Consider the following 16,799-nt stretch of genomic DNA (forward strand, 5'->3'; position numbering starts at 1 on the left):
ATGGTCTGTTTCTGCCCGTTTCAGAGGACGATCAGTGCGCTTTACCCTGTTCAATACCGGTGCCGGTCTGCGAGCGAATGAACTGCGCCCGGAAGCGCGAACGCTCTTCTGCACCCTGCGGCGAATGGTCGGTAATCGAGAAGAGCCAGATGCCCACAAAGGCCACGATCATCGAGAACAGCGCCGGATACTCATACGGGAAGATCGGTGTGGCGTTGCCCAGCACCTGCACCCACACCGTCGGGCCGAGGATCATCAGGATCACCGCGGTCAGCAGACCGAGCCAGCCGCCCACCATTGCGCCGCGCGTGGTGAGTTTTGACCAGTACATCGACAGCAGGATGATCGGGAAATTACAGCTGGCTGCAATGGAGAAGGCCAGCCCGACCATAAAGGCGATGTTCTGCTTCTCAAACAGAATTCCCAGCGCAATCGCCACCACGCCCAGCGCCAGCACGGTGATTTTAGAGACCCGCAGTTCATCCTTTTCGCTGGCCTGACCTTTACGGTAAACGCTGGCATAGAGATCGTGCGACACCGCCGACGCGCCTGCCAGGGTTAAGCCCGCCACCACCGCCAGAATCGTGGCAAAAGCGACCGCAGAGATAAAGCCGAGGAAGGTGCTGCCGCCCACCGCATTCGCCAGGTGCACCGCCGCCATGTTATTACCGCCTATCAGCGCACCCGCCGCATCTTTAAACGCCGGATTCGCGCCGACCAGCAGAATGGCCCCAAAGCCGATAATGAAGGTCAGGAAGTAGAAGTAACCCATGAAGCCGGTGGCCCAGAAGACGCTTTTCCGCGCCTCTTTGGCATCGGCCACGGTGAAGAAGCGCATCAGAATGTGTGGCAGGCCAGCCGTACCAAACATCAGCCCTAAGCCCAGTGACAGCGCCGAAATGGGATCTTTGACCAGTCCGCCAGGCTGCATAATCGCGGCGCCCTTAGGATGGACCGCCATCGCTTCGGTGAAGAGCGTATTAAAGCTGAAACCGGTCGCCTTCATGACCATTACCGCCATAAAGGTCGCGCCAAACAGCAGCAGCACCGCTTTGATGATCTGCACCCAGGTGGTGGCGAGCATGCCGCCAAACAGCACATACATCACCATCAGAATGCCGACCAGAATCACCGCCACATGGTAGTTAAGACCAAACAGCAGCTGGATCAGCTTCCCGGCCCCCACCATCTGTGCAATCAGGTAGAGCGCCACCACCACCAGCGAACCGCAGGCGGAGAGGATGCGGATCGGCATCTGCTTAAGACGATAGGAGGCGACATCCGCAAAGGTATAGCGACCCAGGTTGCGCAGCCGTTCGGCGATTAAAAACAGAATCATCGGCCAGCCGACCAGGAAGCCGAGCGAGTAGATCAGCCCGTCATAACCGGAGGTGTAAACCAGCGCCGATATCCCAAGGAACGACGCCGCGGACATAAAGTCTCCCGCCATCGCCAGACCATTCTGGAAGCCGGTGATATTGCCGCCCGCGGTGTAGTAGTCATTGCGTGAACGGGTTCGTCTGGAGGCCCAGTAAGTAATCCCCAGCGTGGCCCCGACGAAAATCATAAACATGATGATCGCCTGATAGTTGGTTGCCTGACGCTGCACGGCACCGGTTATCGCATCGGCGGCCAGCGCGGAGAAGGGCAGCATCAGGGCCAGCAGCCATAAGGTGAGTCGGGTCATGATTTCACCTCGCTGAGGATTGCTTTGGTTAAACGGTCAAACTCCCCGTTGGCGCGCCAGACATAGACGCCGGTCAGCAGAAAGGAGACCACAATCAGTCCGACACCAATCGGGATACCGCGGGTCACGTTGGTCCCGGCGTGCAGCGGCGTACCGAGCCAGCCGGGCGCGAACGCAATCAGCAGAATAAAACCGACATAGAGCACCAGCATAATCAGCGACAGCAGCGTCGCGAACGCCTGGCGTTTACGGACTAGCTCATGAAAACGGGGATTACGTTCAATCTGTTGATTGATTGCATCCTGACTCGAAAGGGCGTCATTCATCACATTTTCTCCAGAGGTCTTGCAGGGGAGAACCTCGCGTCAGGACGCGGATTCAGCTGGTTATAATATTTGTGACTACCGAAACAGACTGCGTGGGGCGGGGGTGGCGGGAAGCGATCTTCCCGCCGGACAGCGTGCGCTTAAGGCATGTTGATGGACTGTTTCTCCTCAAGCAGTTTTTCTACGACGCCAGGATCGGCGAGCGTGGAGGTGTCACCCAGATTGCTGGTGTCGCCGGTGGCAATTTTGCGCAGAATACGGCGCATGATTTTGCCGGAGCGGGTTTTCGGCAGAGAGTCCGTCCAGTGCAGCACATCCGGCGTGGCTATCGGGCCGATCTCTTTGCGTACCCACTGGCGGACTTCGGTGTAAAGCTCCGGTGACGGCTCCTCGCCGTGATTCAGCGTGATATAGGCATAAATCGCCTGGCCTTTGATGCTGTGCGGAATGCCCACCACCGCGGCTTCGGCAATTTTCGGGTGCGACACCAGCGCGGACTCAATTTCGGCGGTGCCGAGCCGGTGACCGGAGACATTGAGTACGTCATCAACGCGGCCGGTGATCCAGTAGTAGCCATCCTCATCGCGACGGGCCCCGTCACCACTAAAGTAGGCATTTTTAAAGGTGGAGAAATAGGTCTGCTCGAAACGGTCATGATCGCCAAAGAGCGTTCGCGCCTGTCCGGGCCAGGATTCCGTGATCACCAGGTTGCCTTCACAGGCACCTTCCTGAGGCTGACCTTCGTTGTCTACCAGTGCGGGCTGCACCCCGAAGAAAGGCCGGGTGGCGGAACCGGCTTTCAGCTCGGTTGCACCCGGCAGCGGGGTGATCATGAAGCCGCCGGTTTCGGTCTGCCACCAGGTGTCCACAATCGGGCAGCGGCTGTTGCCGATTTTCTGATAGTACCACTCCCAGGCTTCCGGGTTGATCGGCTCGCCGACCGAACCCATGATGCGCAGCGTGCTGCGGTCAGTGTTCGCTATCGCCTTATCGCCTTCCGCCATCAGTGCACGGATAGCCGTGGGCGCGGTGTAGAGCAGGGTCACTTTATGTTTATCGACCACTTCCGCCATGCGGCTCGGTGTGGGCCAGTTCGGCACCCCTTCAAACATCAGCGTGGTTGCGCCACAGGCCAGCGGGCCATAGACCAGATAGCTGTGACCGGTGACCCAGCCGACATCGGCGGTGCACCAGTAGATATCATCCTGATGGTAATCAAAGACAAACTTAAAGGTGGTCGCCGCATAGACCAGATAGCCGCCCGTGGTGTGCAGTACCCCTTTGGGTTTGCCGGTGGAGCCGGAGGTATAGAGGATAAACAGCGGATCTTCTGCACCCACTTCGGCTGGGGAGTGGTTGGTGCTGGCGTTCTGCATCAGGTCATGCCACCACCGATCGCGGCCTTCCACCCAGCCCACCTCTTTACCGGTGCGCCGGAAGACCACCACGTTCTTCACGCTGGTGACGGCAGGATTTTTTAATGCGTCATCGACATTTTTTTTCAGCGGGATGCTGCGGCCGGCACGGATCCCTTCATCCGCGGTGATCACCAGCGAGGCACTGGAGTCGACGATACGGCCCGCCACCGCCTCCGGTGAGAAGCCGCCAAAGATCACCGAGTGAACGGCCCCGATACGCGCACAGGCCAGCATCGCCACAGCCGCTTCCGGCACCATCGGCATATAGATCGCCACCACATCGCCTTTTTTCACCTCCAGCAGCTCCAGCACGTTGGCGAAGCGACAGACTTCTGCATGCAGCTGGCGGAAGGTCAGGGTTTTACTCTCGCTGGCGTCGTCGCCTTCCCAGATAATGGCCGGGTGGTCGCCGCGCGTGGCGAGATGACGGTCAAGGCAGTTTGCCGCCAGGTTCAGCGTGCCATCTTCGTACCAGCGAATGCTGATGTTACCCGGTGCAAACGAGCAGTTTTTCACGGTGCTGTAGGGCTTAATCCAGTCAAGGATTTTGCCCTGTTCGCCCCAGAAACTGTCCGGGTCGTCGACAGAGTGCTGATACATCGCCTGATACTGTTCTGCTGTGATCAGGGCATTCGCTGCAATGTTCTCTGGAACAGGATGTTTGTGGTTTTGGCTCATGGCGGATCTCCTTGAAGATGTTAATGATATGTCAATCAATAGTTAATTGAAGCCTGCCCTGAGCCTTTGTTTCTTTTTTGCGCCACAGATCACGGGATATTTCTTCGCCGCCTGAGCGGGAGGCTATCCCGATATTTCTGCTGGATAAGCCGACGGGGATAAGGGCGACAGGCATGACCTTTTGACACTCACCCTGAATAAAAAGCAAGCAAACGCGCCGGGAGCCTTTTTAACCGCTCCTGCATAGCTATGCGTAAATTCATCGAAGTAATACTTTTCATAACAGCAGGTTAGGGTTTTTCAGCGTCAGCAGCACTTTATGCTACTCAGGTGGTGAACTTTTAATCGGATCCGCCAGGGGTTGCATTTACCACAGTGAAAATGGTACTTATCTCGCCCCTGTTCTGCAGGTATCAACTCAGACCGCGTCTGAAAATGGGTATGGGAATCGTCAGATTTTCATACGAGGCGCTGTTTCAAGACACCCTCTAATTTACCGGGCTTTTTGCTCACTCCCTGTGTGTATCGTCTTCTGCACCTTCGCAGCAGAGAAAAAACGGGTTTTGACTGAGGAAATGACACGTTATGAAAGGTTTTAAAATCAGCCTGGCCTGGCAGATTCTGACAGCCCTTGTGCTTGGTATCATTGTGGGCGCTGTGTTGCATAATCAGCCAGACAATCGTGAATGGTTAGTCACCAACATTCTCAGTCCGGCAGGCGATATCTTCATTCATCTCATCAAGATGATTGTGGTACCGATTGTGATTTCATCCCTGGTGGTCGGCATTGCCGGCGTCGGTGATGCAAAGAAGCTGGGACGCATCGGCGTCAAAACGATTCTCTACTTTGAAGTGATCACCACCCTTGCCATTGTGGTCGGTATTACGCTGGCCAACGTATTTCAACCCGGCACCGGCATCGATATGTCAACGCTGGCAACGGTGGACATCTCTAAATATGAAGCGACAACGGCAGAGGTGCAGGGCGGTCCGCACAGCCTGGTTGCCACCATTCTGTCGCTGATCCCGCAGAACATCTTCGCCTCAATGGTGAAGGGCGACATGCTGCCGATTATCTTTTTCTCGGTGCTGTTTGGCTTAGGCCTCTCGTCTCTGCCGTCAGAACAGCGTGATCCGCTGGTGAACCTGTTCCGTGGCATCTCTGAAACGATGTTTAAAGTCACGAACATGATCATGCGCTATGCGCCGGTAGGGGTGTTTGCGCTGATTGCGGTGACGATTGCCAACTTCGGCTTTGCCTCGCTCTGGCCGCTGGCCAAGCTGGTACTGCTGGTTTACGTGGCGATTCTCTTCTTCGCCTTCGTGGTACTGGGCGGCGTGGCGCGTCTCTGCAAGCTGCGGATCACCACCCTGATGCGTATCCTGAAAGATGAGCTGATCCTCTCTTACTCCACCTCCAGTTCGGAAACCGTGCTGCCACGCATCATGGAGAAGATGGAAGCCTACGGCGCGCCGAAAGCGATCACCAGCTTTGTGGTGCCGACCGGCTACTCATTTAATCTCGATGGTTCAACGCTCTATCAGAGCATTGCGGCAATCTTTATCGCGCAGCTCTATGGCATTGACCTGTCACTGACCGACGAGATTGTGCTGGTGCTGACGCTGATGGTGACCTCGAAAGGGATCGCCGGCGTGCCGGGCGTGTCGTTCGTGGTGCTGCTGGCCACCCTGGGCAGCGTCGGCATTCCGCTGGAAGGCCTGGCGTTTATCGCTGGTGTTGACCGCATCATGGACATGGCGCGTACCGCACTGAACGTGGTCGGTAACGCGCTGGCGGTGCTGGTGATTTCCCGCTGGGAAAATCAGTTCGATGCAGAACAGGCGAAGGCGTACGAGCTGCAGCTGCGGACGCAGACCGCAGGCTGATCGTTCTCGTTCACGCAGAAAGGGCTCAACGAAAGTTGAGCCTTTTTTTTGTGTGGCTTAGTTCATACCGGGTCGATAGGGCAGATGTCCGGCTAAAACTTCTTTTCAAACAGCAGTAAAACAGTCTGAGGGAAGAAAATGTTCACCTGACGAGTAAAGCGTCCCACGCCAGGGACGGCGTGGGCCGAGCGTCATGGATGACGAATGCGTCTTTACGATCAGGTGAACCTTTTCTGACCGGCTCCGGTTTGACAACGACGCCACTCACATCCAGTGAAAAAAGATCTCCCCCAGCGAATTAATCATTCTTTATAATGTTTTCCAATTTGAATAATTTATTCCTTTTGCGGAGCCCGCCATGAAACTCGACCTCAGCCAGATGATTACCGAAGGCCGCAACCCGGCCAGCCAGAACATTGACGAACTCTCCACCGAAGCGATGCTGCGCGTCATTAATGATGAAGATAAAAAGGTCGCGCTGGCGGTTGAGGCTATCCTGCCGCAGATCGCTGCCGCCGTTGACGCCATCTGCGCCGCCTTCCGGGCCGGTGGACGACTGATCTACTGCGGCGCAGGCACCTCCGGACGGCTCGGTATTCTGGACGCCAGCGAATGCCCGCCCACCTTTGGCACCCCCCGCGAACAGGTTATCGGCCTGATCGCCGGTGGCCATACCGCCATCCTGCAGGCGGTTGAAAACGCCGAAGATAACCGGGAGCAGGGCGCGCAGGATCTGAAAGATATCCGCTTCAGCCGCCACGATATCCTGGTCGGTATCGCCGCCAGCGGTCGCACACCCTACGTGCTGGGTGCGCTGGCTTACGCGAACGAACTTGGCGCGACCACCGTGGCGCTCACCTGTAATCCGGACAGCGCCATGGCACAGGTTGCCGCGATTGCGCTCACCCCGGTGGTCGGCCCGGAGATTGTCACCGGCTCTTCCCGCATGAAAGCGGGCACGGCGCAGAAACTGGTGCTCAACATGCTTACCACCGGCGCGATGATCCGCAGCGGAAAGGTCTACGGCAATCTCATGGTGGATGTGGAAGCCACGAATCAGAAGCTGGTGCAGCGCCAGGTCAACATCGTCATGCAGGCCACGGATTGTGATGACGCCACGGCCCGCGCCGCGCTCACCGCCTGCGGCGGACACTGCAAAACGGCCATCCTGATGGTGCTGGCCGGACTGGACGCCGATGGGGCAAAAGCGCTGCTCAGCCAGCATCAGGGCTTTATCCGCCAGGCTCTGCAGGCAGCGGGAGCACGCTGATGGCCAGCATCACCGTAGCACTGCTGCGCGATATCCTGCAGGCGGTCGGCGGGGCGCACAATATCGCAGCCTGCGGCCACTGCATGACGCGGCTGCGGCTGACGCTCAATCAGGCCGGGCAGGCCGATCTGGCATGCCTGAAAAGCCTGCCGGGCGTGCTGGGCGTCATCGACAGCGAGGCGCAGCTTCAGATTGTCCTCGGTCCGGGGAAAGCGCAGACCGCCGCGGAAGGGATGCAGCGCCTGCTGTCACAGGAGGATATCTCGCCACCTCCCCGCCAGCAGACGGCGGATCTGGCGCAGCGGGCGGCGGAGCAGAAGCAGCAGCTCAGGGCGAAACAGACCCACGGCGTTCACCAGTTTCTGTCGCGTTTTGCCACCATTTTTACCCCGCTGATTCCGGGCTTTATCGGCGCGGGCCTGCTGCTCGGCTTCGCCACGCTGATTGAGCAAAGCCTCCACCTTAATGCGCCCGGCGACCATGCGCCCTGGCTGCTGCACACCGTGGCGTACATGAAAGTGTTCGGCAAAGGGCTGTTCACCTTTCTCAGCATCCTGATTGGCTACAACGCGCAGAAAGCCTTTGGCGGCAGCGGCGTCAACGGTGCCATCATCGCTTCGCTGTTTGTGCTTGGCTATGTGCCCACTGCCACCACGGGTTACTACAGCGGCATGGAGAGCTTCTTTGGCCTCAGCATCGATCCGCGCGGCAACATTATCGGGGTGCTGATGGCGACGATTATCGGGGCATGGATTGAGATACAGCTGCGCCGCATCATTCCCGATAACCTCGATATGATCCTCACTTCGCTGTTCACGCTGGTGATCACTGGCGCCATCACCTATCTGCTCATCATGCCGCTGGGCGGTGAACTGTTCAGAGGGATGTCCTGGCTGTTCATCCATCTCAACAATAATCCCTTTGGCTGTGCTCTGCTGGCCGGGCTGTTCCTGATTGCGGTGATGTTCGGCATCCATCAGGGCTTTATTCCGGTCTACTTTGCGCTGATGGAAAGCCAGGGCTTTAACTCCCTGTTTCCCATTCTGGCAATGGCGGGGGCCGGGCAGGTCGGTGCAGCACTGGCGCTGTGGTGCAAAGCGGAAAAAGGGGCGCTGCTGCGGGCGCAGATCAAAGGTGCCATTGTGCCGGGCCTGCTGGGTGTCGGTGAACCTCTGATCTACGGCGTCACCCTGCCGCGCCTTAAGCCCTTCATCACCGCCTGTGGGGGCGGAGCGCTGGGCGGTTTCTTTATCGGACTGGTGGCGTGGCTGGGATTACCGGTGGGGATGAATACGGTATTCGGACCTTCCGGTCTGGTCACGCTGCCGCTGATGACGTCCGGACAGGGGATCTTCGCCGGGATGGCGGTCTATCTGGCCGGATTGATGGTCGCCTGGACCGGCGGGTTTCTGCTGACCTGGTGGTTCGGCACCCGAAATGTTGACCTCAGCTGACGGACTGCCGGAATTCTGAAATCCGGCTAACGGATGAATAATCGCCCAAAAATGTGAAAGCCGCTGCAAAGTGGCTTTTTTCGCGGCAGAAATTTAATGGAATCGTTAAAGAGAGTACAGAAGCATGCCGAAAACATAAAAAAAGGTAATCGTTATCTCTCAGCCTGCCGTTTTCCCGCTGACAGTTATGCTGTCACGGGCAGAAGGTCGGGTCTTCAAGGATTTTTGATGCGTAACAACCAGCCTGTCTCTCAGCGTGAATATCTGTTCGACGATCATGCGACACTGATGTCCACCACCGATCTCAACAGCCACATCACCTACGCCAACGACGCCTTCATCGAAGCGAGCGGATTCACCGCCGACGAGATCAACGGCCAGCCACACAATATGGTGCGCCATCCCGACATGCCGCCGGAAGCCTTTGCTGATATGTGGGCGACGCTGAAGCAGGGCGAGCCCTGGACCGCGCTGGTCAAGAACCGACGCAAAAATGGCGATCACTACTGGGTGCGGGCCAATGCCATTCCGGTGGTGCGCGACGGCAAAGTGCAGGGTTATATGTCAGTGCGCACTAAACCCACCCCGGAAGAGGTGCGTCAGAGCGAAGCGCTCTATCAGGATTTTCGTGAAGGCCGCGCCAGAGGGCGACGTTTTCACAAAGGCCTGCTGGTGCGCAGCGGCTGGGGCCGTCCCGCCTCATTGCTGCAGACGCTGCCCCTGCGCTGGCGGATCCGCAGCACCCTGCTGGCGCTGCTGCCTCTGTCGGTGGCGGGTACCTGGGCGCTGGGTATGACACCGGCGGCCCTGGCCGGTTTTGCTGCCGGTATGGCCGCTCTGCTGACACTCAGCAGCCTCTGGCTGGAGCAGCAGATCTCCCGCCCGATCGAGCGGATGTGTCAGCAGGCCCTGCGCGTGGCGACCGGAGCCAGCCATCAGGTTGAGCAGATGGATCGCGTGGATGAGGTGGGCGTAACGCTGCGTGCCATCGGTCAGCTCGGCCTGATGTTCCGCTGGCTGGTGGATGATGTCAGCGGCCAGGCGATCAACGTCTTAAGCGCCAGCGACGCTATCGCCCGCAGCAATAACGAACTGAGTCGTCGCACCGAGCAGGCGGCCGCCAACGTGCAGCAGACGGCGGCCACCATGAACGAAATGACCGCGACGGTGAAGAGCAATACGGAAACCGCGCATGAGGTGAATACCCTCTCTGCCGACACCAGCAGTGCGGCGAGCAAAGGCGGTGAGGTGATGAGCGAGATGATGGAGATGATGGGTGAAATCGCCGACAGCTCGAAGCGAATCGCCAATATTACCAGCGTGATCGACGGTATTGCCTTCCAGACCAACATCCTGGCGCTGAACGCGGCCGTGGAAGCGGCACGGGCCGGTGAACAGGGTAAAGGCTTTGCGGTGGTAGCGGGCGAGGTGCGCAGTCTGGCGCAGCGCAGCGCCAAAGCGGCCAGTGAGATAAAAATGCTGGTCGAAACCAGCGTTGGCCGGGTCAAATCGGGCAATGAACACGCCAGCGCGGCAGGCCGGACCATGCAGGATATCGTGTCGCAGGTGCAGAATGTCACGGCACTGATTGCCCAGATCAGTGCCGCCACCGCCGAGCAGGCCACCGCACTCAGTGAGGTGAGTTCAGCGGTGGAAGATCTTGATGACATTACCCATCAGAACGCCGCGCGCGTATCGGAAAGCGCCGAGGCGTCGGGCCGCATGACCCATCAGGCAAACCGTCTGGTGGAGGCGATCAGCGTATTCCGCTAAGCGGCAGATGAGGCGGTCAGCACCTGCGCCTGCGTGCCTTCGCGTCCGGCCCGCAGCGCGCCTGGCGACTGACCGACGATGCGTTTAAAGGCGCGGCTGAACGCTGCAATCGAGCCGTAGCCGAGATGGTAAGCCACGGCTTCCACCGCTTCGCCATTGTTCACAATCCGCTGCACCGCCAGCCGCATCCGCAGTTCGGTCAGATAACGTAACGGCGTCATGCCGGTGGCGTTGAGAAAACGGCCGGCAAACACCGAACGCGAACAGCCCGCCACGCTGGCCAGCCGCGCGACCGTCCAGTTTTCGCCCGGCTCCCGATGCATGGCGGCAATCGCCTGACTCAGCCGCGGATCGCGCATCGCCTGCACCAGCCCGCTCTGCTGGCCGCAGCCGTTCTCCACCCAGCCGCGCACAATCAGCGCGGCAACCACATCGGCCAGACGCGACAGAATACCGGCAAATCCCGCCTGCCGGGTGCGCGACTCCCGTTCCATCGCCGCCAGGATCGGCTGAATCTCCGGATACTGCGACAGCAGGGTACTCACCAGCATCACATCCGGCATGGTATTGATCAGCGGCTGCATGCCGCCCAGTTCAAATGCCATACAGGCGCTGAACAGCAGCACGCTGTGCTCATCCTCACCGGCATCCTCCGGAGCGGCGATGGCGCAGACGCTGTCGCAGATCGGCTTGCTCGTCATATTTTTCACACACAGACACGCCACCTCCTCGCCGGAGATCAGGCTGTGCGGTTTACCGTGCGGCACCAGCAGCGCATCGCCGCTGTGAAGCGGAAACACCTCACCGGAGGCGCTGCGCACCAGCAGTGAGCCGCGGCCGACAAAGTGAAACTGCGCCCGGCCCGGTGCGTGATCGAAGCGCAGCCCGAACGGTGCGCTTACGGCGATACGCTGATAGTTGACGCCATAAAGGCGCATCCCCATCAACAGCTCGCTGGTCAGGTCTCCATAGTGGCTCATGCGATTCCAGACGAATTATCAAAAATGAAGGTGTAAGCATCATAGATCGTCCTGACGCCTCCCTCTATGCTCTCTCACACTTTTTTATCTTCCGGAGAAGCAGCATGAGTCTGACAACCGAAGTGGCTGATGAGGTTTCCTCGCCGACCCACCCCGCGTGGGGCGCAGTTTTTGCTATGGCGTTTGGGGTGTTCAGCCTGATTACCGCCGAATTTTTACCCGTGAGTCTGCTGACGCCCATGGCGCACAGCCTCGGCGTTTCAGAAGGGCAGGCGGGACAGACCGTCACCATTACCGCCCTGGTGGCGCTGTTTACCAGCCTGGTGACCGGCAGCGTCACGCGGCGTATCGACCGCCGCATCGTGATGCTGGTGTTCTCACTGCTGCTGATCGCCTCGGCGCTGATGGTGGCGTTTGCCGGCGATCTGACGGTGATATTGCTGGCGCGCGTGTTGCTGGGGATGGCGATAGGTGGCTTCTGGACGCTCTCAACCGCCATCACCATGCGTCTGGTTCCCGTCGATCAGGTGCCGCGGGCGCTCTCCATCGTCTTCAGCGGGATCTCGCTGGCGACGATTATCGCCACGCCGCTTGGCAGCTACCTCGGTGGCCTGGTGGGCTGGCGCAACATCTTTATGCTGACCGCCGGGCTGGGCGCGGTGGCGCTGCTGTGGCAGTTCTTTACCCTGCCCGCCATGCCGGCAGAGAACAAAGCCCGCAGCGGCGGCGTACTGACCCTGCTGCGGATCGGCGTGATGCGCTGGGGCATGCTGGCCGTGATCATGATGTTCACCGGCCACTTCGCCTTCTTTACCTATCTGCGCCCTTTCCTGGAAGGTGTGGCGCAGTTCAACCTTAATCAGCTGTCGCTGGCGCTGCTGGCCTTTGGTGTGGCGAACTTCTTTGGCACCTCGCTGGCCGGTTTTCTGGTGACCCGCAGCGTGTCGCTGACGCTGAGCGGGATGGCGCTGCTGATGAGCCTGACCGCGCTGCTGCTGGTGACTTTTGGCGGGGTCAGCTGGATAGTGGGAGCGGGCGTGGCGATCTGGGGCATGGCGTTTGGTTCGATGCCAACCGGCTGGTCAACCTGGATTTCGCGCGCGGTGCCGGATGATGCAGAATCGGGCGGTGGTCTGCTGGTCGCCACGATTCAGCTGGCGATAACTGTCGGCGCGGCGGCGGGCGGTTGGATGTTCGATCTGCGCGGCGCTGGCGGCGTATTTGTTGCCAGCGGGGTACTGATGCTGCTGGCTGCACTGACCATCTTCAGCCGGGTCCGGCACCACGGTTAATCTTTTGCAGGCAGCGGATTATGCTGCCTTTACTTTTATGGGTGGGTGATTAACCTTTTGAGCGATAACTGCACGATGCGTGCTTTTTATGTTCAGTTTTTCTGAAAGAGATAAGCAAAACCCTCTGCTTTTCCCTGATCAACTTCCGGACTATTATTTCTATCAACAAGGCAGCACGCCTTACCTGATAAAAATCAACCGAGGAATTGACCATGAAATCTATCAAAACTTTTGCAGCTGTTATCGCGCTTTCTGTTCTGCCATTCGCCAGCTTCGCGCAATCTGTGACCGCCATCGACTCTACACTGGACGGTGCTGAAGCGAAAATTGCTGCGCAGGCTCAGGAAGCTGGTGCTTCATATAAAATCACTGAAGCTTACACCAACAACGGCGTGCACATGACCGCTGAACTGCTGAAATAATCTCTCTGCCCTCCCATGCTGACAGGACGCCTCCGGGCGTCCTGGCGGCGTTTCTGCGCGAATAATCCTGTCCCTTTCCTTCCGAAATAATTATTATTCTCAAAAACAAGATTGTCTCTGGCTGCTGGTCAGCTGTTTCTGGTTGCAATGTCGGGCTTTCATTTCACTGCGTCTGCGGTGAATTCACTCTGGAGAAGTTATGAAAGCGAATACCAATACGCGCCGGACGCTGCGTCCGCTGTTACTGGCTACGGCCCTGTTTTCTGCGTCAGGATGGCTGGCCGTGCAGGCAGAAGATCTGAATCAGGCGGTGGGCAAAGGGGTCTATGAACTGGCCGTCAGCCCGAAGGAGAAGGCGCTGTTCGTGGCGACAGCACAAAACAGCAGCGGCGAGGGCGGCACCGTGTTTCGTCTCGATCCCGCGACGCTGGCGGTGCAGAAGTCGATCGCCACGCCGCTGAAATCGTTTGGCGCGGCGCTCAACCCGCAAACGAACGTGCTCTATATCGGAAATACGCTTGACGGTTCAGTGACCGCGATTGATGCCAGCAGTGGCAACGTCCTCAACACGCGCGTGCTGGATGGCCGCAAGCGCAGCGAAACCGTGCGTCCGTTGCAGCCGCGTCAGGTGGCCGTGGATGTAAAAACTAACCGCGTCTATATCACCGGGCTGGGGCCGCAGAGCGTGGTCTGGGTCGTGGATGGCAGTTCGCTGAAACTGATCAGCACGATCCCGAACACCGGCAAAATGGGCACAGGCCTGGCAGTGGATTCAGCCGCGCAGAAGGTGTACGTCACCAATGCGGATGGCGAGCTGGTGACCATTAACGCCCGCACCAATGCCGTTGAGAAAAAACAGAAGATTGATGGCGATAAAGCGCACTTCTTCCTGAACATTGCACTGGATACGCGCGGTCAGCGTGCCTTCCTGAGTGATTCAAAGCAGGCTCAGGTGCTGGTGGTTGATCTGCGTAGTCAGCAGGTCATACAGCGGATTGCCGTTCCGGAATCGCTGGCGGTGCTGTTCAATCCGGATCGCGATGAGCTCTATGTCACCCATCGCAAAGCGGGCGAGGTCAGCATCATCGACGCCCGCACCTATCAGGTTAAACGTACTGTAAAAACGCCGGCCCTGCCGAACAGTCTGGCGCTCTCAGCGGATGGCAACGTGCTTTATGTCAGCGTGAAGCAGCCAGGCTCGCGCAAGGCGCCGCCAGCGAATCCTGATAGCGTGATGCGCATTACTCTGTAAGGAACGCGCTCTGCGCGGGGGAGGTAAACAGTTTTACCGCCGCGCTGTGTCACTGGAAAAGCCACCCTCACGGGTGGCTTTTTCGCCTCAATAAAGCGCCTGTGCGCTACACATCCTCTGACGCTTCGCGCATCATCTCGTCGTGCGGCACATCATCCAGAATCTGCTCGAAGCTGCGCAGACGTTTGTAGATGGACATCAGTTCAATCAGCGTCGACCAGGAGGCGATCAGATACTGGAACGAGCCGCGCACCTGATCAAACACGTTGGTGATCTGGTTGAGTAAGCCCAGCGTGATGGTGCCCGCCACAATCGAGGGAAACAGCAGGAACAGACCAAACACGTTATCGACCTGCAGATAGAGAATGCGGGTGATGTTGAAGTAGAGATAGTGAAAGTAGAGACGGAAGTAGTTAACCCGCACCCGACTGAACAGCTCCTGCACCGTCTGGGGCCCGGCGCGATCGGCATTGTCTTCGCCGTAGACCAGCTCTTTACGGTAGGCGGCTTCGACCCGCTGGTTGCGGAACTCCAGCCCAGGCAGTTTAATCCCGACCAGCGCCAGTAAACCTGTACCAAACACCGACCAGAGCACCGCGGCAATCACCAGCGCGTAAGGGATATTACCGAGGAACGGAATATCTTTAACGTGATGGGAGAGCGCCACCAGTACCGGCAAAAATGCCACCAGCGTCATGATCGCCTGAATAAAACTGACGCCCCAGTTTTCCAGCGTGGTCGCAAAGCGCATGGTGTCTTCCTGAACACGCTGTGCGGCACCTTCAACATGGCGCAGCCGCTGCCAGTTGTGCATGTAATAGTTATTCATGGCGGTACGCCAGCGGAAAACCCAGTGGCTGATAAAGAACGAATTGAGTACGCCAATCACCACCGCGATTAATGCGATGCCGAGAAAAGCCACAACCTGGTGGTAAAACTCAGCAATCTGCACCGATCCCGCTTTTGTCAGCGCTTTCTGGATCAGATCGTAAAACGGGCCATACCAGGCGTTGATGGCGACCCCGACCTGGACACCAAACCAGGTGACAAAGATGATCAGTGCCGATCCCCAGACTGACCAGCGTTGCCACGGATGAGAGTCGATCACCCGCCACGCCACGGCAAAAATGGCGACCATTATCCAGTAATAGAGATAGAACCAGATCTGACTCGCCGCGATAAAACGCGCTGCGGTCGTCGGCAGGGGCGCTTTGATAGCGGTTTCGAACATGGGCCACATGCCGGGCAACTGCTCAGCAAAACCAAACCAGGCAAAAATAGCGACTAAACTCCAGACGGCCGCTGAGCTGAAAAACAGCGCTGGCCGCGGAAAAAAAGACTTAAACATAGGCACTCCGCTGTTGTGTATGGTCTTTTATAACGTTTTGGTTGCTTGCTGTCTGTAGTCTGTTGTTTCTGCTCATGACAGGGCAGGGATGAATGTTAATGAAATTGTGCGGTTTTGTTTCGCGGAACTAAATCTTTGTGAATAGCAGTGTTACAATATGGCGGCTTGTTACCGGTAACAAACCGGCATCAGGGCCGGTATCTGCTGATAAAAACCACTACAACGCAACCACCTATTTTTTTCATACCGCCATCCAGCGCGGGAATGAGGCAATGTCATGTCAGAACAAAAAAAGGGTCATTCACGCAGGGATTTTTTGCTGAAGACAATCACCCTGGCGCCTGCAATGGCGGTAGGGTCCACAGCGATGGGTGCTCTCTCCCTGCCGCTGACCGCACAGGCGGCGGAAACGCCGGCTGCACCGCAGAAGGCGCGTGATTATCAGCCCTCCTGGTTTACCGCCGAAGAGTATGCCTTTATCACCGCCGCCGTGGCGCGCCTGATCCCCAGCGATGAACGCGGGCCTGGCGCAGTGGAAGCGGGCGTGCCGGAGTTCATTGACCGCCAGATGAATACACCCTATGCCACCGGATCGAACTGGTATATGCAGGGGCCGTTTAATCCCGATCTGCCGAAAGAGCTGGGCTATCAGCTGCCGCTGGTGCCGCAGCAGATCTACCGTCTCGGTCTGGCCGATGCCGACCACTACAGCAAACAGCAGCACGGTAAGGTGTTCGCTCAGCTCAGCGCGGAGCAGCAGGATGCGCTATTGCAGGCGATGGAGAGTGGCAGCGCCGAATTCAGCCAGTTGCCCGCTAAAACCTTCTTTGCCTTTCTGCTGCAGAACACACGCGAAGGCTTCTTCAGCGATCCTGTCCACGGCGGAAATCAGGGAATGGTCGGCTGGAAGCTGATCAACTTCCCTGGCGCACGCGCCGACTTTATGGACTGGGTAGAGCGCGGTGAACGTTATCCGTTCCCGTCAGTATCGATTCGCGGGGAGAGAAGTTAA

At 58.1% G+C, this 16,799-nt stretch carries 13 protein-coding genes; 8 read left to right on the plus strand and 5 right to left on the minus strand.

Annotated elements, in window-relative coordinates:
* Window positions 1–31: 31 nt before the first annotated feature.
* The 3 genes from AC6I7A_RS01465 to acs form a co-directional block, all read right to left on the minus strand.
* A complete protein-coding gene (locus AC6I7A_RS01465) occupies window positions 32–1,687 on the minus strand; it encodes a cation acetate symporter (protein ID WP_046101025.1) in 1,656 nt (551 codons plus the stop codon).
* Window positions 1,684–2,013: a DUF485 domain-containing protein gene (locus tag AC6I7A_RS01470; RefSeq protein ID WP_009092580.1), complete on the minus strand. Its 330-nt coding sequence runs from the start codon at window positions 2,011–2,013 to the stop codon at window positions 1,684–1,686. The genes AC6I7A_RS01465 and AC6I7A_RS01470 overlap by 4 nt, the downstream gene beginning before the upstream one ends.
* Before the next feature lie 140 nt (window positions 2,014–2,153).
* Window positions 2,154–4,109 (minus strand): acetate--CoA ligase, encoded by a 1,956-nt coding sequence (acs, locus tag AC6I7A_RS01475; protein ID WP_009092579.1) that lies wholly within the window; start codon window positions 4,107–4,109, stop codon window positions 2,154–2,156.
* A gap of 585 nt (window positions 4,110–4,694) precedes the next feature.
* On the opposite strand from acs, the gene gltP reads away from it, so the two are divergent.
* The 4 genes from gltP (at window position 4,695) to AC6I7A_RS01495 (ending at window position 10,493) form a co-directional block, all read left to right on the plus strand.
* Window positions 4,695–5,996, plus strand: coding sequence for a glutamate/aspartate:proton symporter GltP (gene gltP / locus AC6I7A_RS01480; protein ID WP_009092578.1), 1,302 nt, complete (start codon window positions 4,695–4,697; stop codon window positions 5,994–5,996).
* 358 nt (window positions 5,997–6,354) lie between these two features.
* Entirely contained in the window at window positions 6,355–7,266 is a 912-nt protein-coding gene (gene murQ / locus AC6I7A_RS01485; RefSeq protein WP_058957005.1) for an N-acetylmuramic acid 6-phosphate etherase, read from the plus strand.
* Complete coding sequence (gene murP / locus AC6I7A_RS01490; protein ID WP_498004265.1) at window positions 7,266–8,720, plus strand: PTS N-acetylmuramic acid transporter subunit IIBC; 1,455 nt, start codon at window positions 7,266–7,268, stop codon at window positions 8,718–8,720. Before murQ ends, murP begins: the two co-directional genes overlap by 1 nt.
* Window positions 8,721–8,948: 228 nt before the next feature.
* The gene (locus AC6I7A_RS01495) at window positions 8,949–10,493 is read left to right on the plus strand and encodes a methyl-accepting chemotaxis protein (protein ID WP_058957006.1); all 1,545 of its coding nucleotides are present in this window, start codon (window positions 8,949–8,951) and stop codon (window positions 10,491–10,493) included.
* On the opposite strand, the gene AC6I7A_RS01500 is transcribed toward AC6I7A_RS01495, so the two are convergent.
* On the minus strand, window positions 10,490–11,473 hold the full coding sequence (locus AC6I7A_RS01500; RefSeq protein ID WP_058957007.1) for a cupin domain-containing protein: 984 nt from the start codon (window positions 11,471–11,473) through the stop codon (window positions 10,490–10,492). The genes AC6I7A_RS01495 and AC6I7A_RS01500 overlap by 4 nt on opposite strands.
* 104 nt (window positions 11,474–11,577) lie before the next feature.
* Here AC6I7A_RS01500 and AC6I7A_RS01505 point away from each other — a divergent pair, with 104 nt between their 5' ends.
* The 3 genes from AC6I7A_RS01505 (at window position 11,578) to yncE (ending at window position 14,439) form a co-directional block, all read left to right on the plus strand.
* Window positions 11,578–12,765: an MFS transporter gene (locus tag AC6I7A_RS01505; RefSeq protein ID WP_058957008.1), complete on the plus strand. Its 1,188-nt coding sequence runs from the start codon at window positions 11,578–11,580 to the stop codon at window positions 12,763–12,765.
* Window positions 12,766–12,977: 212 nt separating this feature from the next.
* Window positions 12,978–13,187: a YdgH/BhsA/McbA family protein gene (locus tag AC6I7A_RS01510; RefSeq protein WP_009092571.1), complete on the plus strand. Its 210-nt coding sequence runs from the start codon at window positions 12,978–12,980 to the stop codon at window positions 13,185–13,187.
* Between the two features lie 199 nt (window positions 13,188–13,386).
* The gene (yncE, locus tag AC6I7A_RS01515; protein WP_058957009.1) at window positions 13,387–14,439 is read left to right on the plus strand and encodes a 7-bladed beta-propeller protein YncE; all 1,053 of its coding nucleotides are present in this window, start codon (window positions 13,387–13,389) and stop codon (window positions 14,437–14,439) included.
* A gap of 106 nt (window positions 14,440–14,545) precedes the next feature.
* Here the strand turns inward: yncE and sbmA are convergent, their stop codons facing one another.
* Window positions 14,546–15,787, minus strand: a complete 1,242-nt coding sequence (gene sbmA, locus AC6I7A_RS01520; protein WP_009092568.1) for a peptide antibiotic transporter SbmA — start codon at window positions 15,785–15,787, stop codon at window positions 14,546–14,548.
* A gap of 277 nt (window positions 15,788–16,064) precedes the next feature.
* On the opposite strand from sbmA, the gene AC6I7A_RS01525 reads away from it, so the two are divergent.
* Entirely contained in the window at window positions 16,065–16,799 is a 735-nt protein-coding gene (locus tag AC6I7A_RS01525) for a gluconate 2-dehydrogenase subunit 3 family protein (RefSeq protein ID WP_009092567.1), read from the plus strand.

Source organism: Type-F symbiont of Plautia stali (assembly GCF_059731105.1).